Source organism: Candidatus Palauibacter sp. (assembly GCF_965261555.1).
GTDB lineage: Bacteria > Gemmatimonadota > Gemmatimonadetes > Palauibacterales > Palauibacteraceae > Palauibacter.
Genome location: NZ_OZ253465.1, coordinates 2,650,528 through 2,673,581 on the forward strand (window position 1 = coordinate 2,650,528; position 23,054 = coordinate 2,673,581).

The 23,054-nt window shown below is 70.3% G+C and carries 23 protein-coding genes; 17 read left to right on the forward strand and 6 right to left on the reverse strand.

Going from position 1 to position 23,054, the window contains the following annotated elements; genetic code table 11:
* Window positions 1-83: 83 nt before the first annotated feature.
* Window positions 84-1,847, forward strand: a complete 1,764-nt coding sequence (locus tag ACQY5G_RS11405) for an N-acyl-D-amino-acid deacylase family protein (RefSeq protein WP_428274080.1) — start codon at window positions 84-86, stop codon at window positions 1,845-1,847.
* A complete protein-coding gene (locus ACQY5G_RS11410; protein WP_428274081.1) occupies window positions 1,841-2,389 on the forward strand; it encodes a TlpA family protein disulfide reductase in 549 nt (182 codons plus the stop codon). The genes ACQY5G_RS11405 and ACQY5G_RS11410 overlap by 7 nt, the downstream gene beginning before the upstream one ends.
* On the opposite strand, the gene ACQY5G_RS11415 is transcribed toward ACQY5G_RS11410, so the two are convergent.
* Window positions 2,386-4,152 (reverse strand): ABC transporter ATP-binding protein, encoded by a 1,767-nt coding sequence (locus ACQY5G_RS11415; RefSeq protein WP_428274082.1) that lies wholly within the window; start codon window positions 4,150-4,152, stop codon window positions 2,386-2,388. The genes ACQY5G_RS11410 and ACQY5G_RS11415 overlap by 4 nt on opposite strands.
* 112 nt (window positions 4,153-4,264) lie before the next feature.
* On the opposite strand from ACQY5G_RS11415, the gene ACQY5G_RS11420 reads away from it, so the two are divergent.
* Window positions 4,265-5,365, forward strand: coding sequence for a COX15/CtaA family protein (locus tag ACQY5G_RS11420; protein ID WP_428274084.1), 1,101 nt, complete (start codon window positions 4,265-4,267; stop codon window positions 5,363-5,365).
* A 24-nt stretch (window positions 5,366-5,389) separates the two neighbouring features.
* Here the strand turns inward: ACQY5G_RS11420 and ACQY5G_RS11425 are convergent, their stop codons facing one another.
* A complete protein-coding gene (locus tag ACQY5G_RS11425) occupies window positions 5,390-6,679 on the reverse strand; it encodes an acetyl-CoA C-acyltransferase (RefSeq protein ID WP_428274086.1) in 1,290 nt (429 codons plus the stop codon).
* A gap of 101 nt (window positions 6,680-6,780) precedes the next feature.
* Here ACQY5G_RS11425 and gltX point away from each other — a divergent pair, with 101 nt between their 5' ends.
* Complete coding sequence (gltX, locus tag ACQY5G_RS11430; RefSeq protein ID WP_428274088.1) at window positions 6,781-8,256, forward strand: glutamate--tRNA ligase; 1,476 nt, start codon at window positions 6,781-6,783, stop codon at window positions 8,254-8,256.
* Window positions 8,257-8,288: 32 nt separating this feature from the next.
* The gene (gene tadA, locus ACQY5G_RS11435) at window positions 8,289-8,720 is read left to right on the forward strand and encodes a tRNA adenosine(34) deaminase TadA (RefSeq protein ID WP_428278685.1); all 432 of its coding nucleotides are present in this window, start codon (window positions 8,289-8,291) and stop codon (window positions 8,718-8,720) included.
* A gap of 37 nt (window positions 8,721-8,757) precedes the next feature.
* On the opposite strand, the gene ACQY5G_RS11440 is transcribed toward tadA, so the two are convergent.
* The 3 genes from ACQY5G_RS11440 to ACQY5G_RS11450 form a co-directional block, all read right to left on the reverse strand.
* Entirely contained in the window at window positions 8,758-9,126 is a 369-nt protein-coding gene (locus tag ACQY5G_RS11440) for a Fur family transcriptional regulator (protein ID WP_428274090.1), read from the reverse strand.
* Window positions 9,127-9,170: 44 nt separating this feature from the next.
* Window positions 9,171-9,545 (reverse strand): MerC family mercury resistance protein, encoded by a 375-nt coding sequence (locus ACQY5G_RS11445; protein ID WP_428274092.1) that lies wholly within the window; start codon window positions 9,543-9,545, stop codon window positions 9,171-9,173.
* 191 nt (window positions 9,546-9,736) lie between these two features.
* Window positions 9,737-11,698: a Na+/H+ antiporter NhaC family protein gene (locus tag ACQY5G_RS11450; protein WP_428274094.1), complete on the reverse strand. Its 1,962-nt coding sequence runs from the start codon at window positions 11,696-11,698 to the stop codon at window positions 9,737-9,739.
* 182 nt (window positions 11,699-11,880) lie between these two features.
* Here ACQY5G_RS11450 and pyrR point away from each other — a divergent pair, with 182 nt between their 5' ends.
* From pyrR to ACQY5G_RS11465, 3 genes are read left to right on the forward strand one after another with little or no spacing between them, the layout of a single operon-like run.
* Window positions 11,881-12,432, forward strand: a complete 552-nt coding sequence (gene pyrR / locus ACQY5G_RS11455) for a bifunctional pyr operon transcriptional regulator/uracil phosphoribosyltransferase PyrR (RefSeq protein WP_428278686.1) — start codon at window positions 11,881-11,883, stop codon at window positions 12,430-12,432.
* Entirely contained in the window at window positions 12,429-13,403 is a 975-nt protein-coding gene (locus tag ACQY5G_RS11460; RefSeq protein ID WP_428274096.1) for an aspartate carbamoyltransferase catalytic subunit, read from the forward strand. The genes pyrR and ACQY5G_RS11460 overlap by 4 nt, the downstream gene beginning before the upstream one ends.
* Window positions 13,400-14,698 carry a dihydroorotase gene (locus ACQY5G_RS11465; RefSeq protein ID WP_428274098.1) on the forward strand — a complete coding sequence of 433 codons (1,299 nt, stop codon included), beginning with the start codon at window positions 13,400-13,402 and terminating at the stop codon, window positions 14,696-14,698. Before ACQY5G_RS11460 ends, ACQY5G_RS11465 begins: the two co-directional genes overlap by 4 nt.
* A 64-nt stretch (window positions 14,699-14,762) precedes the next feature.
* On the opposite strand, the gene rpsT is transcribed toward ACQY5G_RS11465, so the two are convergent.
* Window positions 14,763-15,017, reverse strand: coding sequence for a 30S ribosomal protein S20 (gene rpsT, locus ACQY5G_RS11470; protein ID WP_420616522.1), 255 nt, complete (start codon window positions 15,015-15,017; stop codon window positions 14,763-14,765).
* A 240-nt stretch (window positions 15,018-15,257) separates the two neighbouring features.
* Between rpsT and ACQY5G_RS11475 the strand changes: the two genes are divergently transcribed.
* The 9 genes from ACQY5G_RS11475 to ACQY5G_RS11515 are packed head-to-tail and all read left to right on the forward strand — an operon-like array spanning window position 15,258 to window position 22,986.
* A complete protein-coding gene (locus ACQY5G_RS11475; RefSeq protein ID WP_428274100.1) occupies window positions 15,258-16,034 on the forward strand; it encodes a segregation and condensation protein A in 777 nt (258 codons plus the stop codon).
* Window positions 16,031-16,612, forward strand: coding sequence for an SMC-Scp complex subunit ScpB (scpB, locus tag ACQY5G_RS11480; protein ID WP_428274102.1), 582 nt, complete (start codon window positions 16,031-16,033; stop codon window positions 16,610-16,612). Before ACQY5G_RS11475 ends, scpB begins: the two co-directional genes overlap by 4 nt.
* A gap of 22 nt (window positions 16,613-16,634) precedes the next feature.
* Complete coding sequence (locus tag ACQY5G_RS11485) at window positions 16,635-17,375, forward strand: pseudouridine synthase (RefSeq protein WP_428274104.1); 741 nt, start codon at window positions 16,635-16,637, stop codon at window positions 17,373-17,375.
* 49 nt (window positions 17,376-17,424) lie between these two features.
* Complete coding sequence (locus ACQY5G_RS11490) at window positions 17,425-18,447, forward strand: AAA family ATPase (RefSeq protein WP_428274106.1); 1,023 nt, start codon at window positions 17,425-17,427, stop codon at window positions 18,445-18,447.
* On the forward strand, window positions 18,444-19,376 hold the full coding sequence (locus ACQY5G_RS11495) for a DUF58 domain-containing protein (protein ID WP_428274108.1): 933 nt from the start codon (window positions 18,444-18,446) through the stop codon (window positions 19,374-19,376). The genes ACQY5G_RS11490 and ACQY5G_RS11495 overlap by 4 nt, the downstream gene beginning before the upstream one ends.
* Entirely contained in the window at window positions 19,373-20,308 is a 936-nt protein-coding gene (locus tag ACQY5G_RS11500; protein WP_428274110.1) for a hypothetical protein, read from the forward strand. The genes ACQY5G_RS11495 and ACQY5G_RS11500 overlap by 4 nt, the downstream gene beginning before the upstream one ends.
* Window positions 20,305-21,291 (forward strand): VWA domain-containing protein, encoded by a 987-nt coding sequence (locus tag ACQY5G_RS11505; RefSeq protein ID WP_428274112.1) that lies wholly within the window; start codon window positions 20,305-20,307, stop codon window positions 21,289-21,291. Before ACQY5G_RS11500 ends, ACQY5G_RS11505 begins: the two co-directional genes overlap by 4 nt.
* A gap of 2 nt (window positions 21,292-21,293) precedes the next feature.
* Window positions 21,294-22,283 (forward strand): vWA domain-containing protein, encoded by a 990-nt coding sequence (locus ACQY5G_RS11510; protein ID WP_428274114.1) that lies wholly within the window; start codon window positions 21,294-21,296, stop codon window positions 22,281-22,283.
* Window positions 22,276-22,986: a hypothetical protein gene (locus ACQY5G_RS11515; RefSeq protein ID WP_428274116.1), complete on the forward strand. Its 711-nt coding sequence runs from the start codon at window positions 22,276-22,278 to the stop codon at window positions 22,984-22,986. Before ACQY5G_RS11510 ends, ACQY5G_RS11515 begins: the two co-directional genes overlap by 8 nt.
* Window positions 22,987-23,054 lie beyond the last annotated feature (68 nt).

The following is a 23,054-nucleotide window of genomic DNA, read 5'->3' on the forward strand; positions in this document are numbered from 1 at the left end:
CGCCAAACCGCCCGGTTGGACCCGTGTGCGACCTGTCGTAGCTTGCGGCCCACGACCTCGGATCTCTCACAGAGGGAGCGATCATGAAACGCCGTGACCTTCGCATGCTCCTTGTTGCGGCCGTCCTTGGCTTCCTGCCCGTCGCGACCGTGGCCGCCCAGGAGCCCGCATTCGACATCCTGCTGCGCGGCGGACGCGTACTGGACGGCACGGGGAATCCGTGGTTCCGCGCCGATGTGGGAATCCGCGACGGACGCATCGTCCGGGTTGGGGACCTCGCCGACGCCACGGCCGGCCGCGTGATCGAACTCGACGGCCGCTACGTCGTCCCCGGATTCATCGACATTCATTCGCACGCGGACCAGGGACTCGACGAGGCGGGAGCTGCCGGTAGCGAGGGCGCGCGCCGCCGGGCCGCCCCGAACCTCGTGAGCCAGGGCGTGACGACGGTCGTGGTGAACCAGGACGGCCGGTCGCCGTGGCCGATCGCCGATCAGCGGGCACGGCTGGAGTCGCGCGGCCACGGGCCCAACGCGGCGCTCATGGTCGGGCACAACACGATCCGCGCGATGGCGCTCGGCGATGACGTCATGCGCCCTTCAACGCCGGCCGAAGTCGAGCGGATGACGGCACTCGTGGAGCAGGGGATGGCCGAGGGCGCGTACGGCCTCAGCGCGGGGCTCGAGTACTTCCCCGGGATCTGGAGCGAGACCTCCGAACTCTTCCCCCTCGTGGAGGCGGCGGGCCGCGGGGGCGGCCTCTACATCGTGCACGAGCGCAGCTCCGGCATGACGCCGATGTGGTTCTGGCCCAGCCAGGACGATCCGGGGCCGCCGACCATGATCGAGACGATCATCGAGGACATCGAAGTCGCGGAGCGCACGGGCGTGACGACGGTGGCGACGCACATCAAGGCCCGCGGCTCGGATTTCTGGGGAGCGGGTCGGGCGCTCGTGGACCTGATCGAGCGGGCCCGGGCGCGCGGCGTGCCGATCTGGGCGGACCAGTACCCGTACAACACGACGGGAAGCGACGGGAACACGGTACTCCTCCCCCGCTGGATCTTCCCCGGAGGCGGATTCGGTGGTGGCCCGCGCAGCCGGGAGGCGGTCGACTACGCCTCGAGGCTCACGGAAGCGCTCGGCGATCCCCTGCGGAGCGAAGAGGTGCGGCTCGACATCGCCCACGAGATCGGACGCCGCGGCGGGCCGGAGAACCTCGTCATCATGGACCATCCCGACGAGACGCTCGTGGGAAAGACGGTGGCGGAGCTGGCGGCGGAGTGGAACGCGTTCCCCGTGGACGTGGCGATCCGCCTGCAGCTCGAAGGGTACCGCACGCGTCCGGGCGGCGCCCGCCTGCGCGGCTTCTCCCTCTCGGAGATCGATGTCGAGGAGTTCTCGGCTCACCCGTGGCTCGTGACCGCCTCGGACGCCGGGATCGCGCTCCCGGACGATGGACCCGTGCACGCCCGCTTCTACGGCACGTTTCCGCGAAAGATCAAAAGGTATGCAATGGACCTGGGCGTACTGTCGGTGGAGAGCGCGGTCCGCTCGATGACGACGCTGCCGGCCCAGCTGCTCGGCCTCCGTGACCGCGGTCTCATACGGGAGGGGCTCGTTGCGGACATCGCGGTGCTCGACCTCGACGAACTCCAGGACCACGCGACCTTCTTCGAGCCGCACCGGTATCCGTCGGGCGTCGATTTCGTGCTCGTGGCCGGCACCTTCGTCGTCGACGAGGGCGAACTGACATGGGCGCTGCCCGGCGTTGTCCTGACGCCGGGTGCTGGCAGGGAATCGAACGCCGGCGGGGAATCGAACGCCGATGAGGCGGCGGGATGCTGACCGGGCGGGGCGCAGTCGCCCTCCTCGCGCTGGCCGGCTACGGGTGCGGCCCGGGCGGCGACGCGGCGGACGGAGGAGCGGCGGATGGCGGCGCTGCGGTGAGCTACACGGACGCGGTGCCCTCGGGCGCGAAACCGGCGCCCGAGGACGTCTTCCGCACCCTGGAGGGCGGCGAGGCGAGCTTCCCCGACCTGCGAGGCAACGTCGTGGTCGCGAACCTCTGGGGCACGTGGTGCCTCCCGTGCCGCGACGAGCTTCCGGAACTCGTGGAACTGGCCCGCATCTACGACGGCCGTCCCGTCGTCATGCTCGGACTCGCCGTCGATTCCGGCGACGTCGACGAGATCCGCGCCTTCCTCGAGGAGTTCGGCGTCGAATACCCGAACTGGATGATGGGGATGGATGACGCGGTCGGGACTTTCGGTGCCGTGGGCTTCCCGACCACGGTGATCGTGGACCAGGAGGGATGGATCCGGAAGGAACTCCTCGGTCCCCAGACCGCCGCATCCCTCACGGCGGAGATCGAAGCCCTCCTCCGCTAGGCGAGTTGCTGGCCCTCGTAGAGGCGGGCGTAGAGTTCGCAGCGATCGATCAGCGCGTCGTGCGGGCCGCTGTCGACGAGGCGTCCCCGATCCAGGACGAAGAGCCGGTCGGCGCGCCGCACCGTGCGCAGGCGATGGGAGATGATAACGGTCGTCCGTCCGGCGGAAGCAAGCTGCAGCGCCTCCTCGACCAGCGCCTCGCTCTCGGCGTCGAGGCCGCTCGTCGCCTCGTCCAGGATGAGGATTTCGGGTCCCTTGAGGAGGACGCGGGCGATCGCGATCCGCTGACGCTGCCCGCCGGAGAGCCGGACGCCGCGCTCGCCGACCCGCGTGTCGTAGCCGTCCGGCAGCCGCTCGATGAACTCGCGCGCGTGCGCCGCCTCCGCCGCCGCCTCGATCGCCGGGCGGTCCGCGTCCGGCCGCCCGTACGCGATGTTCTCCCCGATCGTGCCCGCGAAGAGCGGATGGTCCTGCGGCACGATGCCGATCCGCGATCTCAGCTCCGCGACGCCGCAGGCCCGGACGTCGGTCCCGCGCACGCGCAACCTTCCCTCGGTCACGTCCCAGAAGCGGGGGATGAGTGACGCGAAGGTCGTTTTCCCGGCGCCGCTCGGGCCCACGAGCGCGACGACTTCTCCGGGCGCGATCGTCGCCCCGATCCCCTCCAGCGCCCACGGTTCGTCCTCCCCGTAGCGGAACGAGACGCCATCGAAGGCGATCTCCGGCGGTCCTTCTCCCGTAATCGATTCCGGGGCTTCCGGGTCCACGATGTCGCTCTCGCGGTCGAGAAGATCGAAGACTCGCCGCGCGGCGCCCTGCGCCTCCTGGTACGACCCCCACAGCGACGCGAGCGCCATGATCGCCGCCGCGACGGAAAAGGCGTAGAGGAGGAACGACACCAGCTGTCCCGCCGTGATCTGCGCCTCCATCACGAGCCGTCCGCCCTGCCAGAGGACGACGACGATGCCGCCGAAGGCGACGACCGTGAGGATGCCGAAGAGCAGCGCGCGCACCACGGCCCGCGAGAGCGCCGCCTCGAGGGCCGTGCCGATCCCGGCGCGGTAACGCTCCCGCTCCCATTCCTCGCGCCCGAACCCCTGCACGACCTCGATCTGGCCGAAGGCCTCGTCCGCGACCGCGTGCGCCGCGGCGAGACGGTCCTGCACCTCGGTGCTCCGGCGCCGCAGCAGGCGGCCGAGCGCGAAGCCGGCGAGTACGACCACGGGGGCGACCGTCAGCGTCGTCAGCATCAGCTGCCAGTGAAGGAGCGTGAGGAGGATCGCGGCGCCGACGAGAAAGAGCACCTGCCGCACGAGTTCGGCGATCTGGTGCCCCATGATCTGCTGCAGCGTCGAGCAGTCCGAGGCGAGCCGCGAGGTGAGTTCACCGCTCGTTCGGCCCGCGTGGAAGCCGGGGGAGAGCGCGACGAGCTTGGAGAAGAGTTCGTCGCGCAACTGCGTCACGACCCGCTCGCCCGTCGCCCCCAGCCAGTACGTCTCGCCGAAGTTGAACACGCCCTGGAGCGCGAAGAGTCCGAGCAGCCCGAGCGCGATCGTGCCGAGGAGCGCGGCGTCCCCGTTGCCGAAGGCAGCGTCCATCAGGTAGCGGACGATGAGAGGGAAGGCGAGCCCGATCGCCGTGCTCAGGAGGAGGCAGACCCCGGCGCCGACGAGAGCCGGCCGGTGGGCCCGCAGCCGGGGGGCCAACCGCTTCACGGCGAACAGCGAAATCCGTGATCTGCCGCGTCGTCCGGAGTCCGACATCGCGCTTGGCCTCTCCACCGTCCCCGTCTATCTTCCGCGCCCCGGCGACTCCGGGAGGGACCGAAGTTCGCACGGGTTACGAAACCGGCGCAAACGCACCCCGGAACCCCTCATGCCATCGCCTTCCCTTCAGAGCATGCCCCGACGCCACGCCCGGATCATCGCGGCCTGGCTCCTGGTCGGCTGCGCTCTCGTCGCGGCGACGCTCGTCGTGGGAGGCGTGACGCGCCTGACCGGATCGGGCCTGTCAATGGTCGACTGGGAGCCGGTGAGCGGCGTCGTTCCTCCGATGAGCGCCGAGGCGTGGGAGCGCGAGTTCGCCGCCTATCGCGACTCTCCGGAGTACCGGCTCGTGAACCGCGGGATGTCGCTGGCCGAGTTCAAGCGCATCTTCTGGTTCGAGTACGCGCACCGGCTTCTCGGGCGCGTGATCGGACTCGTCTTCATCATCCCCTTCGCGGCCTTCCTCCTCCGCCGGATGATCCCGCCGTCTCTCGTCCCGCGCCTCCTGCTCCTTCTCGCGCTGGGAGGCGCCCAGGGGCTGCTCGGCTGGTGGATGGTACAGAGCGGGCTCGTCGACATCCCCCGCGTGAGTCCCTACCGCCTGACCGCGCATCTCTCGCTTGCGGTGCTCGTCTACGCCCTCACGCTCTGGACGGCGCTCTCGCTGCTGCGCCCCGCGGCGGACGACGGGGACCCAGGGGCCACAGGGGGCGCCGGCCTCCCCCGCGGCTCCGCCGGCCTCCCCCGCGGCTCTGCGGTGATCCTCGGTCTCGCCGCGCTCACGCTGCTCTCGGGCGGCTTCGTGGCCGGATTGGACGCGGGGCTCGTCTACAACACGTTCCCGAGGATGGGGGACGGCTGGATCCCCCCGGACCTCTTCGGGGCGTCCCCCTGGTGGCTGAGCCCCTTCGAGGACCGTACGACGGCGCAGTTCAACCACCGCATCCTCGCCCTGCTCCTGCTCGCGGGCGTGACGGCCCTGTGGTGGACCTGCGCGCGGCGCGCCCCGGCCCCGGCGAGGACGTGGGCGCACGCGGGCTTCGCGACGGCGTGGGCGCAGGCGGTGTTGGGGGTCGCGACGCTGCTCCTCTTCGTCCCCATCCCCCTCGCCGCGTTGCACCAGGCGAACGCGCTCGTCCTCTTCACCGCGCTCCTGGGCCTGACCTTCGAACTCCGCCGCCGGGAACTCCCCCGCGGCCTGCCGAGTTGAGGGCGGCAGGCGGCGAATGGTTCGCTAAACGGCCTCCAGGAGCGCCACGTGGCCGAGGCCGCCCGCGGCGCACACGCTGACGATCGCCCGCGTCCCGGCCGGCCGTTCCGCGAGTTCGAGCACCGTCTGGGAGAGGATGCGCGCCCCGGTGGCGCCGAACGGGTGTCCGAGCGCGACGCTCCCGCCGTTGGGGTTGATCCGGTCGCGCGGAAACGCGCCGAGGCCGTCCTTCACGGAGGAACGGGCGGCGAGCCACCTCGAGTCCTCGAGGGCCGCGACCGTGCACAGGACCTGCGCCGCGAACGCCTCGTGGAACTCCCACAGCCCGATGTCCTCGAGCGTGAGTCCGTGGCGATGCAGCAGTTCGGCAATCGCGATGGCCGGGGCGATGAGGAGCCCCTCGCGGTCCGGATCGATGGCGGCCTGCCGCCAGTCGAGGAGGCGCGCCCGCGGCAGGGAGTCGGGAAGCGAGGAGAGTCCCGCCTCGGACGCGACCCAGCACGCCGCGGCTCCGTCCGTCAGCGGCGTGGAGTTGCCCGCCGTGAGCGTTCCCACGGAGCCGGAGAAGGCGGGGCGAAGGCCGGCGAGCTTCTCCATCGACGTCCCGGCGCGCGGGAGGGTGTCGCGATCGACGGGGAAGGTGCCGGGCGTGACGAGGAGCCGCCGGAAGAACGCGCCCTCATCCCGGGTGGCGCCCTCGTGACTCGCGAGCGCGAATCGGTCCTGGGCCTCGCGCGAGGTGTCCCATTCGCGGGCCATCTCCTCGGCGTGCCCTCCCATCGTCTTCCCCGTCGTCCGCTCCTTCACCGCCGGCACCGAGATCCGGAGGTCGCGGGGGCGAATCCCCGCCAGCGTCCGCACCATGCGCGGCGGGCTGCCCGCGCTCCCCGCGCGCCGGATCGTCCGGCTGAGTCCCGGCGAGAGTCCGATCTGCGTGTGACTCGTCGATTCCACGCCGCCGCAGAGGACGAGGTCCGCCCGTCCCGCGGCCACCTGACCCGCGCCGTGGGTCGCGGCGGCGATGGAGGTGGCGCACGCCTGGACGATGCCCTGGGCCGGGACGCGCGCCTCGAGACCCGCGTCGAACCACACCTCGCGGCCCCAGTTGCTCACCGTGAGCGAGGGGATGACCGCGCCCCACAGGAAGAGATCGATCCGCCCCGCGTTCTCGCGGCCCGGACCCCCGTCTCCCGCCACCGTCTGCTGGATGACCGGGGCGGACAGCGCCAGACCGTCGAGGCGCGAAAGTTCGCGATCGATCTTCGCAAACGGACTGCGGAGGCCGGGGAGGACGAAGGCGGATCCGGGGCTCATGCGTGGCATCCTATCGGCCGTCCATCCAAGATGGAACAATCCCGGCCCGGATGCGCGGGCGCGCGGAGTTCGACCGGTTCCCCGACGGAAGAGGAGCGTTCATGACGGTCCGGGTGAGGTTTGCCCCCAGCCCCACCGGTTTCCTGCACGTGGGCGGCGCGCGCACGGCGCTGTTCAACTGGCTGTATGCTCGCCGCGCCGGCGGGACGTTTCTCCTGCGCGTGGAGGATACGGATCGGGCGCGTTCCCGCCCCGAACACACGCAGGCCATCCTGGACGGACTCGCATGGCTGGGTCTGGATGCGGACGAAGGTCCCGTGTTTCAGGCGGACGGCGTCGAACGCCACCGGCGCGATGCCCTGAAGCTGCTCGATCAGGGCGCCGCCTACCGGTGTTTCTGCACTGCGGAGGAACTCGCCGCGCGGCGCGAGGAGGCGAAGCGGGCCGGGGCGGGGTACGGGTACGACGGCCGCTGCGGGCGGCTGGACGCCGCCGTCTCGGACGCGCGGGCCGCTGCGGGGGAGCCGTTCGCCGTCCGGGTTCGCGCGCCGGAGGAGGCGATCGAGTGGGAGGACATGATCCACGGGACGATGTCGTTTCCGGCCGGGTCGATCGACGACTTCATCATCCTCCGTTCCGACGGGACGCCCGTCTACAATCTCGCCGTCGTCTCCGATGACGCCGAGGCGGGGATGAACCACGTGATCCGCGGCGATGACCATCTCTCGAACACGCCGAAGCAGATCCTCCTCTATCGCGCCCTCGGCCGGCCGCTCCCCGCCTTCGGACACGTGCCCCTGATCCTCGGTTCGGACGGCAAGCGACTCTCCAAGCGCCACGGCGCGATGTCCGTCCTCGCCTATCGCGACGAGGGCTACCTGCCCGCCGGGATGGTGAACTTCCTCGCGCTCCTCGGCTGGTCTCCGGGAGACGACCGGGAGGTGTTCGACGTCGGAGGCCTGATCGAGGCGTTTTCGATCGGCCGCGTGCTGAAGAAGAGCGCGGTGTTCGACCTCGAAAAGCTCGGCTGGCTGAACGGACGCCACATCGCCGACGCTCCGGCGGTCGAGCTGGCCGGCGCCGTCGTCGAGATTCTCGGCCGGGAAGCGCGGGAGGAGGGGCGGGACCTTTCCGAGACCCACCCCGGACTCGATTCCTCACCGGAGCGCCTGGCGCGAATCATCGATCTCGTGAAGGGACGCCCCCGGACGCTCTCCGCGCTCGCGCGGCAGGTCTCTCCCTTCTTCGCTGCGACCATCCGCTACGACGAAGATGCGGTGAAGCGTTTCTGGAAGCGGCCGGAGGAGGCGGCTTTCCACCTCCGGCGTCTCGCGGAGCGTCTTGCCGGGGAGGCCGCGTTCCGCGACGTGCAGACGCTGGAATCCGAAGTGCGGGGGCTCGCGGCGGAACTCGAGGTGGGCGCGGGGCGGGTCATCAATCCCCTCCGCGTCGCGCTCATGGGCCAGGGTGTGAGTCCCGGCATCTTCGAAGTGCTCGAAGCGATGGGACGGGAGCGGACCCTGGCCCGGGTTCTCGCCGCGGCCCGTGCCCTCGACGCCTGGATAGCCACGGCGTGAACCGGACGTGGCCGGCGGAGCACGAGGCGCCGATGCGGCGGGCGCTCGAACTCGCGGCCCTCGGCGGAGAGAGGGGGGAGGTGCCCGTCGCCGCGCTCGTCCTCGATTCGAAGGGCGAGATCGTGGCGGAGGCGCACAACCGGACGCGCGCCGACTCCGACCCTACGGCGCACGCGGAGGTCCTGGCGTTGCGCGCCGCCGCCGCCCGCCTCGGCGACTGGCGACTGGAGGGACACACCCTGTACGCCACCCTCGAACCGTGCGCGATGTGTGCCGGCGCCGCGGTCCTGGCGCGCGTCCATACCGTCGTGTTCGGAGCCGCGGATCCGAAGGCGGGGATGTGTGGCTCGATCGAAAACCTGGTCTGCGACCCGCGGCTGAACCATCGAGTGGAACTCGTGTCCGGCGTGCTCGCCGAGGAATCCGCGAGTCTCCTGCGGGACTTCTTCCGCCAGCGGCGCTAGCCAGACCTCAGGGCGGCCGGGCGGCTCGGAAGGCCGGTCACACGCACTCCTCGCAGCGGCCGAAGAGAACCAGTTCGTGGCTCTCGACCTCGAAGCGCTCGGGCGCCAGCTCTTCGATTTCATCCGGACACAGGTCCACGTCGAACGCCTGATCGCACGTGCGGCAGAGGAAGTGGTGGTGATGGGGCCCCCCGGCCAACTCGTACCGAAGCCCACCGCCCGGAAGCTTGACCTCCGACAACCACCCCTCGGCGACGAGGGCCTTCACGTTCCGATAGACGGTCGCGATCCCGAGCGACGGCACGATCCGCCGGCCGTGCTCGAGGATCTCATCCGGGGTGAGGGGACGCTCGACACTCATGAACACATCCCGAATCGCCCTGCGCTGACGGGTGTCTCGTTGCATTGGTAGCCTACCCGGACCGAAGGGGGCGGAGGGGGCGGTCGGCGTCAGCCTCGTTGATCCGTGGACTCCTCTTCGTCACACACCGCGCACGAGCCCGCGCCGGCCTGGCAGACACGGGCGCCCTGAAAAAGCGCGCCTGCGAGGACCAGGCTCCCGGCGGTCGACGTCGCGGTCTCGGGCAGCGGCTCGAGCCAACCGGCGAGGGAGGCGAACCAGAGTGCGGTCCCCCCCGCGAAGATGAGCATCACCGCCGCGTTCCTGCGGGCCGGGCCCAGGACGAGCATGACCGCGCCGAGGACGAAGGTCCCGGCCCAGACCGCTCGCTCGACGCCTTCGGAGAGCGCGAGCGCGGGTGCCGCCGCGACGAGAAACGGCGTGAGCGCACAATGCACGCCACACCATGCCGCAGCGCACGCCACCACGCGCGATCCTGAAGCCAGAGACGTACCCGACGGGAGCCTCGACGGGGCCGTTGCGAGAGTTGCGAGAGAGTTTTTCATCAGGGCCAGATGATAATGGATTATCAATCGCGTGTCACGAAATCCGCGTCACGGCGGCTGCCCCCCGGCCCCGGGAGACGACCCCGCGTGTGCGCGCGACGGCGGGGCCGTCAGCTTCCCGCGGGAACGGGCCTTCCGACGAAGCGCAGCACGACGATGACCGTGCCGATCCCCAGCAGATGGGCGATCCAGGGCGACAGTCCGTAAGACGTCCCCACATGGCCGAAGAGCATCGCGGCCACCGCGACGACGAGCGCGTAGGGAAGTTGCGTCCGCACGTGGTCCATGTGGTCGCACGCCGACGCCATCGAGCTGAGCACGGTCGTGTCGGAGATGGGCGAGCAGTGGTCCCCGAAGATCGACCCGGCGAGGACCGAACTGATCGAACTCACGAGCAGCTCGCCGCCTCCGGCCTCGAAGCCGGTGGCGCCGCCGAGGGCGACGATGAGCGGGACCACGAGCGGGAGCAGGATGGTCATCGTGGCCCATGAAGTGCCGGTGCAGAAGCTGACGATCGCGGCCGTCACGAAGGTGATGACCGGGACGAGTTCCGGCGCGAGGTTGCCTTCGAGGATCTGGGTCAGGTACGGCGCCGTCGCGAGCTGACTCGTGACCTCGCCGAGCGACCACGCGAGGGTGAGGATCACGAACCCCATCGTCATCGCCCGGATGCCGGCGAGCCAGCCGTCGAGCGCCTGGCTCAGCGTCAGGATGCGCTGCGTCACGGCCAGCCCGATCGCGACCAGGCAGCCGGCGAGCGAACCCCACAGGATGGCCTTGAACGGGTCCGCCTCGCCGAACGTGTCCCAGAGCGAAGCCGGCCCCACGGCGGCGCGGCCGTCGAAATACAGCCCCAGAAGGACCGTCAGGACCACCGTCAGCACGGGGATCGCCGCATTGTACCAGCGCAGAGGCACGCCCTCCGGCGCATCGAGCCCCGTCTCCTCCGAGTTCACCATCAACTGCGACCCCGGCCGGAAGACGCCGCCACCCGTGCGCGCCCTCGTCTCCGCCCCATGCATGGGACCGAAATCCCGCTGCGAGGCGATCACCGCCGCGACCATGACCAGGGCGAGGATGGGGTAGAAGAGGTACGGGATGCTGCTCAGGAAGACCGTGAAGGGACTCGCGGAGGCAAGCGCCCCGGCCAGCGCGGGGTCGGCGGTCTGCTCGGCGGCGATCCGGAGTCCGTCGCGGATCAGCGAGATCTCGAAGCCGACCCACGTCGACACGAAGGCGATCGTAACGACGGGGGCGGCCGTCGAATCCACGAGGTAGGCCAGCTTCTCCCGCGACACCTTCAGCTTGTCCGTGACGGGGCGGAAGGTGTTCCCGACGATGAGCGTGTTCGCGTAGTCGTCGAAGAAGATGCCGACGCCCGCGAAGAAGGTGGCGAGTTGCGCGCGGCGCGGCGTGGTGGCCAGCGGCCGCAGGGCTTCGACGATCCCGCGTGTGCCCCCGGAGCGCGAGATCACCCCCACCATGGCGCTCAGCAGCGCGGAGAACATGAGGATCGAGGCGTTGTCGGTGTCGGCGAGCGAAGGGACGATGAACGTGTCCACGGTGCGGCCCAACCCGGCGAGCGGGTCGAGGCCGGCGATGAAGAATCCGCCCAGCCAGATCCCGAAGAAGAGCGATACGACGACGTGGCGGAAGATGAGCGCGAGGGCGATGGCGATGATCGGCGGAAGGAGGCTGATCCAGCCCGGGAATTGCGGCGGATCCACGCTTGCACTCGCCGATCCCTGATCCGAGGTCATCTCCACGGAGAGCGGGAGGTCCCCTTCCGCGGCCCGCAGCCCGCTGACGGAGGTCTCGGAGCGGATGGGCAGATCCCCGGCGGCGAGTTCGCGTCCCGAGGCGGATGTCACGCGATAGCGGGCGTTCTCCCCGTCCTCCGCATGGAGTGTGAGAGAGAAGGGAACATTCGTGAGGACGACGGCGGGCCCCTCCACGGTGAGCGAGGGGCCGTCCTGCGCAAAGGCGGTGGCGGGGAGAGAGGCGGGCAGGACGAGCGCCGGCAACAGAAGCCACCGTCCGGCGCGCCGGAAGACGTCGGATCGTATGCGCATGCCCGAACCTACCGGAGCGATCTCGCGAGGGTCAACGCAGGTTGGCGCGGGGAGAGGGGAGGCGGGCGACGTTGATCGCGGCAGGGGCGCGATCTATACTCCCGCCCGACCGGGGCCGCTCGGCAGCCACGGGCTGCTGACGCCGAGCCGCCCGCGACGGATCGAGCGAAGCCGAGACGACACTGACGCACAACGTCCTCGACGAGGCCGCTGCCCGAGGGCTCCTTGCCGAGCTTTCCGCGCAGCTTGACCGGGCGATCGAGCCCGACGCCCGCCTCATCCTCATCGGCATCCACCGTCGCGGCGATTCGATCGCGGCCGAGATCGGCCGTCACCTCGAGCCGACGCGCGGCCCCGTTCCCATCGGCTCGCTCGACATCACGCTCTATCGCGACGATTTCGGGCAGGTCGGCGCGCTCCCTCTCGTCGGGACCACCCGCATCCCGGAGTCCATCGAAGACGCGCACATCGTCATCGTCGACGACGTGCTCCACACCGGACGAACGATCCGGGCCGCGCTCCGGGAGCTGTCGGACTTCGGGCGGGCGCGCCGGATACAGCTCTGCGTCCTCGTGGATCGCGGGGGGCGCCAGCTCCCGATCCAGCCCGACTACGTCGGCCGCGTGGTCGAAGTCGGCCCCAACCAGGACGTGGCGGTGCGCGTCGCGGACACGGACGGCGACTGGGGCGTCGACATCATCGCCCTGCGCGCCGCTCCGGAGGCGGGAGCATGACGACCCAGGGCCGGGAACCCGGGTTCGGAAAGGACCTCATCGGACTCGAATCCCTCACGGGGGGCCAGATCGAGGCGATTCTCGATACCGCGGAGCCCTTCAAGGAGATCAGCGAGCGCAAGATCAAGAAGGTGCCGGTCCTCCGCGGGCAGACGATCGTCAACCTCTTCCTCGAACCCTCGACCCGGACCCGCATCAGCTTCGAGTTCGCGGAGAAGCGGCTCTCGGCCGATACGGTGAACATCTCCTCCGCGGGTTCCTCGGTGCAGAAGGGCGAGACGCTCGTCGACACGGCGCGCAACCTCGAGGCGATGAGGATTCACATGGTCGTCGTGCGTCACGGATCATCCGGGGCGGCGAAGTTCCTCGCGGACCGGATTCCCTCCAACGTCATCAACGCCGGCGACGGTCAGCACGAGCATCCCACGCAGGCCCTCCTCGACCTGTTGACGATCCGGGACCGGTTCGGGGCCATCGCGGGCCGGCGCGTCTGCATCGTCGGCGACATCCTGCACTCGCGAGTCGCGCGCTCGAACATCTGGGGCCTCCTGAAATGCGGGGCCGACGTCGCCGTGTGCGGGCCGCACACCCTGATCCCGGCAGGGATCGGGGAGCTGGGCGTGCAGCGGCTGGGCTCGATCGAAGAGGCGATCGAGTGGTGCGACGTCCTCTACGTGCTGCGGCTTCAGCTGGAGCGGATGGAGGGCGGCTACGTCCCGTCGCTGCGCGAGTACAACCGGGTGTTCGGCGTCAGTTCCGAGCGCCTCGGTCGCGCCGGCGACGAGATGATCGTCCTCCACCCCGGGCCCATGAATCGGGGCGTCGAGATCGACTCCGATGTGGCGGACGGTCCGCGCTCGGTGATCCTTCCGCAGGTGACGAACGGGGTCGCCGTGCGGATGGCCGTCCTCTATCTGCTCGCGGGCGGACGCCCGGAGCTGGCCGAAGACGCCAAGGCGGCGGCACCGTGAGCGGATCGTTCCTTCTCACCGGCGGCCGGGTGATCGATCCCTCCTCGGGGCTGGACGAGGTGCGGGACGTCCTCGTGCGGGATGGACGGGTCGAAGCGGTCGAGCAGGGCGTGGCGGGGCCGGAGGGCATCCCCCGGATCGAGGCGGAGGGACTCGTCGTCGCGCCTGGGCTGATCGACGTGCACGTCCACCTGAGGGAACCGGGCGCGGAGCACAAGGAGACGATCCGCACGGGCGCGCAGTCCGCGGCGGCGGGCGGCTTCACGACGATCTGGGCGATGCCGAACACGGATCCGCCGCTCGACGACCCCGCCGCGGTCGGCTTCGTGCGGGAAGAGGCGCGGCGCTGGGCGCGGAAGGGGGAGGGCGGGGCGCGCGTGAGTCCCGTGGCCGCCGCCTCGCTCGGCCTCGCCGGCGAACAGATGACCGAAATCGGCGGCCTGGTCGAGGCGGGCGCGGTCGCGGTCACCGACGACGGACACCCGATCCACGATCCGGCGCTCATGCGGCGCCTGCTCGAGTACACCCAGTCCTTCGGGATCCCCGTCCTTCAGCACGCGGAGGACATGGCGCTCTCGGCCGGAGGGGTGATGAACGAAGGCGCCGTGGCCACCGCGCTCGGCCTGCGCGGGATCCCGAACGCCTCGGAGGCCACGGTCGTCGCGCGGGACATCTATCTCGCCGAACTCACGGGCGGGCACGTACACGTTCAGCACGTCTCGACCCGTGAAGCGGTCGAACTCATCCGCCTCGCGCGCGAGCGCGGCGTGCGGGTGAGCGGCGAGGCTTCACCGCACCACATGGCGCTGACCGAAGAGGCGGTACGCGGCTACCGCACGGAGGCGAAGATGAACCCGCCGCTCCGGTCCGCGGCCGACCGCCGGGCGGTCCGGCAGGGGCTCATCGACGGCGTGCTGGAGTGCGTGGCCACGGACCACGCGCCGCACCACTACGAGGAAAAGGAACGCGAGTTCGACGATGCGCCGTTCGGCATCGTCGGTCTCGAGACCGCGCTCGCCGTGTGCATCGGCGAACTCGTGAAGCCGGGAGATCTCCCGCTCTTCGAGCTCGTCGAGCGGATGTCCACGGCGCCGGCCCGGTTGATGGGGATCGAGGGCGGCACGCTGCGCCCCGGAAGTCGAGCGGATCTCGTCCTCTTCGATCCGGAGGAGGAGTGGACGGTCGACCCCGCGAGCTTCCGCTCGAAGAGCCGGAACACGCCGTTCGGCGGTTGGGAGGTGACGGGCCGCGTGAAGTGCACGATCGTCGGCGGCGAGACCCGCTACCGCGACTAGCCCGCGCCGGCCTGGGCGGCCTGGCAGGCGGTGGCAAGACCCCGCTGCCGGGCGGGGCGGGACGCTACCCCAGGCTGTTGACGTGCCGCGCCGCTCGCGCCTTCTGGCGGGCCGCGGTGTTCGCCTTGATGACGTTTCGCCGGGTCGCTCTGTCGAGAATGCGGTACAGTTCGGACAGCGCCGGCGTTGCCTCGTCCGGCGATTTCGTGGCGAGGAGGTGCTTGGTCCTCGTCCGGATCTCGGACCGCACCTGGCGGTTCCGGAGTCTCCGCGCGCGCGACTGGCGCAGCCGTTTCTTCTGACTCTCGTTATTCGGCATTCGATTCCTTCTTTTTTCTTCCCTCTGCGGCGGGTCGGCGCGGCGGGTTGCAGGCGGCCGCTCCGATCCGTCCAAAAATCAACGCGGGAACATACGAGACTTGCCCGATACCTCCAACTCGGAATGTCCGGCGGAACGCGGGTGTCGGGGGTACGCGCCGCGGGTATGCCCGTGCTACATTGGGCACGGATCGGTCGGCGATCCTCGGTTTCCGCCGGCCCGAGCGTGCAGGGAGGTTCCTTGACGGCGGTTCCCAACCGACTTCCAAGCCAGCGGGCGGCGCAGCCGTTCGTCGTGGAGCTCGACCGGTTTCAGGGTCCCCTCGATCTTCTCCTGCACCTCATCCGTTCGCAGGACATCGACATCTTCGATATCCCGATCTCCACCATAACCCGGCAGTTCCAGGAAGCCCTCACCGAGGGCCTCGACCGCCTGGAGCTCGATCGCGCCGGGGAGTTTCTGGAGCTCGCCGCGACCCTGGTCCACATCAAGGCGCAACTCCTGCTGCCGGGGCGCAGCGACACGGAATGGGAAGATGATCCCCGGGCCGAACTCGTGCGGCGTCTCCTGGAGTATGAGCTGTTTCAGGAGATTGCGCGGACGCTGGGCGCAGCCGAACTGGAGCGGCGGCGACACATGTCGAAGGGCTTCCTGCCTCCGCGGCCTCCGCGCGAGGCCGAGGACCTCGAACTCGCGACGACGCCCGACGACTTCCTTGCGGTGCTCGGCGATATCCGGGGACCGGATCCCATCACGACGCATGTCGCCCCCATACGCATCGTCCCGGTCGAGGACAAGATCGTCGTCATCCGACGTCTACTGGGCGAGAGCCGCCGGGTGCCGTTCAATCGGCTGTTCGATTCGTGGCAGGAGCGGCAGCACGTCGTCGCGGCGCTGCTCGCCTGTCTGGAACTCGCCAGACAGCAGCTCCTGAGGCTGGAGCAGGTGAAGCGATTCGGTGCGATCTGGCTCTTCGGACCCCGCTCGCGGGATAACGGGGGAGAGGGGACGGCGTGAGTCCCGAGCAGATCGTGGAAGCCGCACTGTTCGCCAGTCAGACGCCGCTCACCGCGCGCGAACTCGCCCGGGCGGACGACGCGCTCGACGTCCGGCGCGTCCGTGAGGCGCTCGCCGCGCTGCGCGAGCACTACGACACGGACGGACGGGCCTTCCAGGTCTATCAGCTGGGGGACGGATTCCAGATCCTTACGCGTCCGGAATTCGTGCCGTACCTCGAGCGGTTCGAGTCGGTGCCCCGGCCTCCGACGCTTTCCCGGGCTGCGCTCGAGACGCTCGCGATCATCGCGTACCGGCAGCCCATCGGCCGGATCGAGGTCGAGGAGATCCGGGGCGTGGCGTCCACTTCGGTGCTGCGCACTCTCCAGGACTGGGAGCTGATCGAGGTCACGGGGCGGGGGGAGGGGCTCGGGCGGCCGCTCCTCTACGGGACGACAGCCCGTTTTCTGGATCACTTCGCCCTGCAGTCGCTGGATGATCTCCCGGCGCCGGAGGAGCTGTCCGTGGCGCTCGTGCGCACCGACTCGGAGGCGTTCACCGATGGCGCGCCGCCGCCGGAAGAACCTGGCGAGAGCTAGCCACACCGGGTGCCGACGGCTCATGCGACTGCAGAAGTATCTTGCCAGGGCAGGGGTGGCTTCCCGCCGCGGGAGCGAAGATCTCATCGTCAGCGGCCGCGTCCGCGTGAACGGCGAAGTCGTGACGAAGCTCGGGACCACGGTGGATCCGGATTCCGCACACGTCGAACTGGACCGCCGCCGCGTCCGCCTGAAGCCGGTACTCTGGCTGGCGCTCAACAAGCCGCCGGGGTACACGTGCACGCGGCATGATCCCCGCGGGCGTCCGATCATCTACGATCTGCTCGCCGCCGAGGTCCGCCACCTGCCTCACGTCGGCCGGCTGGATTTCATGAGCGAGGGTCTCCTCCTCCTGTCGAATGAAGGGGACGTCGTACATCGGCTCCTCCACCCCCGGACCGGAATCGAGCGGGTCTACCACGCGAGACTGCGCGGGCCCGTGACGGCCGAGCTTCCGGAGCGGCTGCGGGCCGGCGTGGCGCTCGAAGACGGACCCGCACGAGCCCGCCGCGCACGCTGGATCACGCCACCGCATACGTCGTCGCCCACCGTCGAGATCGTCCTGGCGGAAGGAAGAAACCGGGAGATTCGACGCATGCTCGCCTCGCTCGGCGTCACGCTGCTGAGGTTGTGCAGGACCTCGTTCGGTCCGATTCGACTGGGCGCTCTGGCAGCGGGAGCGACCCGTGAGTTGTCTCCGAAGGAGCGGGCGGCGCTCAAGCGTGCGGCGGGCCCCGCTTGCTCCGGGGCGGTTCTGGAGTGAACATCGGGCGGCTGGCAGACTGACCATCACCGCGACAGCGAGAAGGCGCATGAACGGAGAAGCCGGGACGGCCCAACGGATCTCGGGAGAGGATCTCGAGACCCAGCAGGCCGCGATCCGGGAGGCGGGGACCTTCGTGGCCGAAGTTCGAAACGAACTGGCCAAACGGATCGTCGGACAGCACGCCCTCCTCGACCGCGTTCTCATCAGTCTCCTCACGGGCGGCCATATTCTGCTCGAGGGTGTGCCCGGGCTCGCGAAGACGCTGACCGTCAGCACCCTCGCCGAGGCGATCCACACCACGTTCCGTCGCATCCAGTTCACGCCGGATCTGCTGCCCGCCGACGTCGTGGGAACGCTCGTGTGGGAGGAGAAGACGGGCACCTTCACTCCGAAACGGGGGCCGATCTTCGCGAACATCGTCCTCGCCGACGAGATCAACCGCGCGCCCGCCAAGGTCCAGTCCGCCCTTCTGGAGGCGATGCAGGAACGGCAGGTGACGATCGGCGAAGAAACGCATCCGCTCCCCGTGCCGTTCCTCGTCATGGCCACGCAGAACCCCATCGAGCACGAGGGGACGTACCCGCTTCCCGAGGCGCAGGTGGACCGGTTCATGTTCAAGACCCGGGTCGGTTACCCGTCGCCCGAGGAGGAGAGGTCCATCATGCGGCTCATGGCGGGAGAGGATCCGCCGCCCGTCGAGGCCGTCGTGGAGCCGGACCGCATCCTCGCCGCGCGCGCCATGCTCCCGGCGATCTACGTGGACCGCCGGCTCGAGGACTACATCCTCCAGCTCGTGCTCGCGACGCGTGAGCCCGCGGCCCACGGCCTCGCGCAATTCGTGGACTGGATCGAATTCGGGGCTTCGCCGCGCGCCACGATCTTCCTCGCGAGAGCCGCCCGCGCGCATGCCTTCATCGAGGGTCGAGCCTTCGTGGTTCCGGAGGACGTGAAGGCGATCGCCCGCGATGTCCTTCGGCATCGGCTCGTCCTGACCTTCCAGGCGCAGGCCGAACAGATTGATGCCGATCACATCCTCGACCATCTCCTGGAGACCGTGCCGTTGCCGTGAGGCTGCCCGACTTCCTGTGGCGCCCGCGACGGCCGGCGCCGACGGCCGACTCCGGCGCCGCGTCGAAAGAGGTTCGGCGGCTGGAGTTGAAGAGCCGGCGGTTCATGGACAACCCGGCTCTCGGACCTTACCCGTCGCTCTTCCGCGGGCACGGCATCGAGTTCTCGGAAGTCCGCGAGTATCAGCCGGGCGACCCGTTCCAGGCGATCGACTGGAAGGTGACCGCCCGCATGCGCCGCCCATACGTGAAGCGTTTCGTGGAGGAACGGGAACTTGCCGTTCTCCTCGTCGTCGATGTCTCCGCCTCGAACGAGTTCGGCACGCGGAAGGCCCTGAAGCGCGATCTCGTCGCGGAGGTGGCGAGCACCCTCGCCCTCGCGGCGATGCGGGCGGGAGATCCGGTGGGCATGCTTCTCTTCAGCGACCGGATCGAGTGCTACGCGCGGCCGGCACGGGGCCGCAACCGCAACCTCCGCCTCCTGCATGAACTGGTTTCCGTCCGGCCGGAGGGGAAGGGGACGGACCTCGACCTCGCGCTCGTCACCGCGGCGCGCATGCTGACCGTCCGCTCGCTCGTGTTCGTGATCTCGGATTTCGTGGGCGCCGGGAACCTGGCCCGACCGCTGCTGGGGCTCTCGGGCCGCCACGACGTCATCGCGCTCGCGATCGATGACCCCGCGGAAACGACGATCCCCGCATCGGGCTGGGTGGAAGTCGTGGACCCGGAAACGGGGGATCGTGCCGTGGTCGACCTCGGGGACGCGGCGCTTCGGCAGCGGCTCGCGGAGCACGCGACCACGGGAGCTCGGGCGCTGGAACGGCTGTGCGCGCGCTGCCATGTCGACCTCATGCGGCTGCGCACCGACACCCCGTACGAGTCCCGGCTCTCCGGCTTTTTCGCGGCCCGCGGCCGGCGGAGGCTCCGGTGAGGCGATCCCGGCGGACGGTCCGGATGGCCCTGGGCCTGGGGCTGGGACTCGCCCCGGGTCTGGCCGCGCAGTCGGCGGTCGACCTCGATGCGACGGTGCTCCCGCCGTCCGTCCGGGTCGGCGAGGAGTTCACGGTCCGCCTCATCGTCGGGCAGGAGAGATCCGGAGAGGTCCGTTTCCCCGCGCTCATCGACGGGCCGGAGTCGATCGAGCAGACCGGACCGGTGCAGATCCGGTCCGTCGAGGACGGTCGGCGCTGGGAAGCGGAGTACCCGATGCGTGCGTGGCGCGCGGATACGCTCGTCATCCCGCCGGTGGAGGTGGAACTCGCGTCCGCGGGCGGCGTGACCCGTCGGCTGCAGCCCCCGCCGGTCCCCGTCGTGAGCGTGCTTCCGGCCGCGGAGGATCCGCTCGAGTTGAGGGATGCCCGGCCCCTGCTGAGTCTGCGGGCGCTGCCCTGGTGGCTGCTCCCGCTGGCTGCGGCGCTCGCCGGGCTCGCCTGGTGGACCTGGGGCCGCCGGGACGCGGCGACCGCCGCCGAAGTCCCCCTCGGCCCCGGCGACCTCGCGCTTCGCGAACTCGCGCGCCTTCGCGAGGGGTGGGTCGGGCAGGAGATGAGCGGCGACCGATTCTACGATGGCTACGAGGACACGCTTAGACGTTATGCGGATGTGACGCGCGGCTGGGCGCCCTCGAAGGAACTCCTCGGACTCGGCGGTTCCGATTCCGGGCTCCTCACGGCTCTCCGCCACTCGATTCTGGCCCGTTTCGCGCGCATGCGGACGGAGTGGGAAGGCCCGCTCGGCGACCTGGACGTCGGCGAGGCGTTCGTGCGGGCGGACATGGCGGATTCGCCTCCGGCGGATGGGTCCGGCGAGCCGGACGCCGCTGAAGCCGAAGCCGGCCCGAGCGGGAACGGAGGCGGCGCATGAGCGAATTTGCGCTCCCCGGTTGGCCGTTCCTCCTCCTGCTGGCGCTGCTGCCGCTGGGGTGGGCCCTGATGAGCTCGGGCAGGATCCGTCTCCCGTATCCGGACATCGCCCGTCTCACCGTGTCCCGGGGTCGGGGACGGTTCTGGTGGTGGCTCCCGGCCGCCCTTCGCTCGCTCGCCCTCGCTCTCGTCATCATCACGCTCGTCAACCCCGTGCGGGTATGGGAGCGCGTGGAATCGGAGCGCGAGGGCGTCGCGATCATGCTGGCCGTCGATATCTCAAGCTCGATGCTGGCGGAGGATTTCCGTCCCGACAACCGCATCGAAGTCGCGAAGCGGGAGGTCATCCGCTTCGTGGAGGGAAGGGAGTCGGACTGGATCGGTCTCGTCTCCTTCGCCGGAGAGGCTCTCACGATGGTCCCGGGGACGCTGGATCACGCGGTCGTGGAGAGCGCGGTGGAGAGGCTTGAGGCGGGACAGCTCCGGGACGGGACGGCCATCGGCGTCGCGCTCGCCACGGCGGCGAACCGGCTCCGCGACCTGGAGCCGGAATCGCGCATCGTCGTCCTGCTCACCGACGGAGACAACAACAGCGGCGGCATTTCGCCGGAAGAGGCGACGGCCGCGGCCGCCTCCCTCGGCATCCGCGTCTACACGATCGGCGTCGGCCGCGACGGGGTCGCCCCCGTGCCCGTGGCCCGAACCGCCTTCGGATACCAGTACGCGAATATCCGCGTCCACGTGAACGACGAACTCCTCGATCGCATGGCGACCCGCACGGGAGGCATCTACTTCCGCGCGACCGATCCCGAGGGACTGACGCGGATCTACGAACGGATCAACGAACTCGAGACCACCCCGATCAAGGAAGTGCGGACGGAGGAGAGGGTCGGGATGCGCCGGGAACTTCTCATCGCGGCACTCGCGCTCGTCATGCTCGAACTCCTCCTGGCGGCGACACGCTCCCGCCGGGTCTGGGCCTGACCGTGGCCCCGCTCCCCGTCGCCCTCCTGCTCGGAGCGCTGGCCATCGGACTCAGGCTGCTCGCCTCGCGGCGGTCGAGCGCCGACCGCGAGAAACTCGCCGAAACGTCGCTGCTCGAGCGCTACGTGCGGCTGCCGGCCCACGCCCTTCCCCCCCTTCGGCTGGCCCTGCTCGGAGCGGGCGTCGTCGCACTCGCGCTCGCCTCCGGTTCCGGCGGGGCGGAGGCCCGGCGTCTCGACGAAGGGGGAGCGGAAACGATCCTGGTGCTCGACGCGTCGAATTCGATGCTGGCGGGCGATGTCGAGCCGAGCCGGCTTGAGGTGCAGCGGCAACTGGCCGCCCACCTCGCGACGCGCACGGAGGGTCGGATGGGCGTCGTCTACTTCGCGGGCCGCGCGTACGTGCTCTCACCGCTGACGACGGATATGAGCGCGATCGAGATGCTGGCGGAGGGCGTGCGACCCGCGGCGGTGGGGCTCGGCGGGTCCTCGCTCGCCTCCGGCCTCACGCAGGCGATCGATCTGCTCGCCGGCGGAGAGGAGGGCGCGCGCAAGTCGATCGTGGTCTTCTCCGATGGCGAGGAAACCGCTGGCGCGCCCTTGGGTGAGGCGATCGGGCGGGCCCGGGACGCGGGGGTCGTCATCCATGCCGTGGGGATCGGAACCGAACTCGGAGGGCAGATTCCCCTGACGCGGGAGGCTTCGCTGGACCCGACGATGGCCGCGCGACGGCGGGGCGGCGCCTCGGTGCTCCAGGGGCCGGACGGGAGCCCCGTCATCACGCGGCTGGACGCCGCGTCGCTGAGGCAGATGTCTCTCGGCACCGGCGGCCGCTATGTTGACGGCGCGGACGGGATCGACGCGATCGAGCGGGAACTGGCGCAGGGCGGCCGGGAACCCCTGACGTCGACCGACGACGCGGCCGTAGCGGCGTTGCTTCTGCTCGCCTTCGTCAGCCTCTGGGGAGAAGGGTTCCTGTTGCCACGTGGTTGAATCGACGCGGAGGGTTGCGATCTTCGGGCTCGCGGCGGCGGCCGCCTCGCTCGCGGCGTTTGCCGGGGGCGGGCCGCAGGCCGCGCCGGGTCAGGCGGCCGGCCAGGCCGGCGCCGGCGAACCGCAGGCGTCCGAATCCGAGGCCGTCGCACGCTACCGGGAGCGAGCCGCTTCCTCAGACCGCCCGATCGACCACTACAACTATGGGACGGCTCTCCTCCATGACGGACAGGTCGCGGAGGCGCAGGCCCCCCTTGAACTCTCGATCGGCAGCGAGCGGGACGAGGTGCGCGAGAGCGCCTTCTACAACCTCGGACTCAGCACGGCCCTCGACGGCCGTTTCGCCCAGAGCGACCCCTCGGCGCGCCGGAACGCCCTCCAGGCGGCGCGCGAAGCCTTCCGCGAGGTCCTCCGCCGCCGCGTGGACGATGAAGACGCGCGCTGGAACCTCGAACTCGTGGAGCGCTGGCTCGAGGAGGAGGGGGAGAGCGGCGGCGATGAGCAGCAGGGCGGGCAGGGACAGTCTCCGCAGGGGGCCGGCGCCGGTGCCGCCGCGGCCGCGGGCTCCGGCGAGATGGAGATGCTCTCGCCCGAACAGGCGGCGGCGCTTCTCGAGCAGGCGGGGGACGCGGAAGCGGCGATTCGCGACCGCGTGATGGGCCGCAACCGTTTCCAGGATCCCGTCGTGGAGCGGAACTGGTAGGAATCCCTGCGAGACGCCTCGCGTCGCCATAGCTTCGGTCGCCATGAACTCGCCCTCGGCCGAAGCGG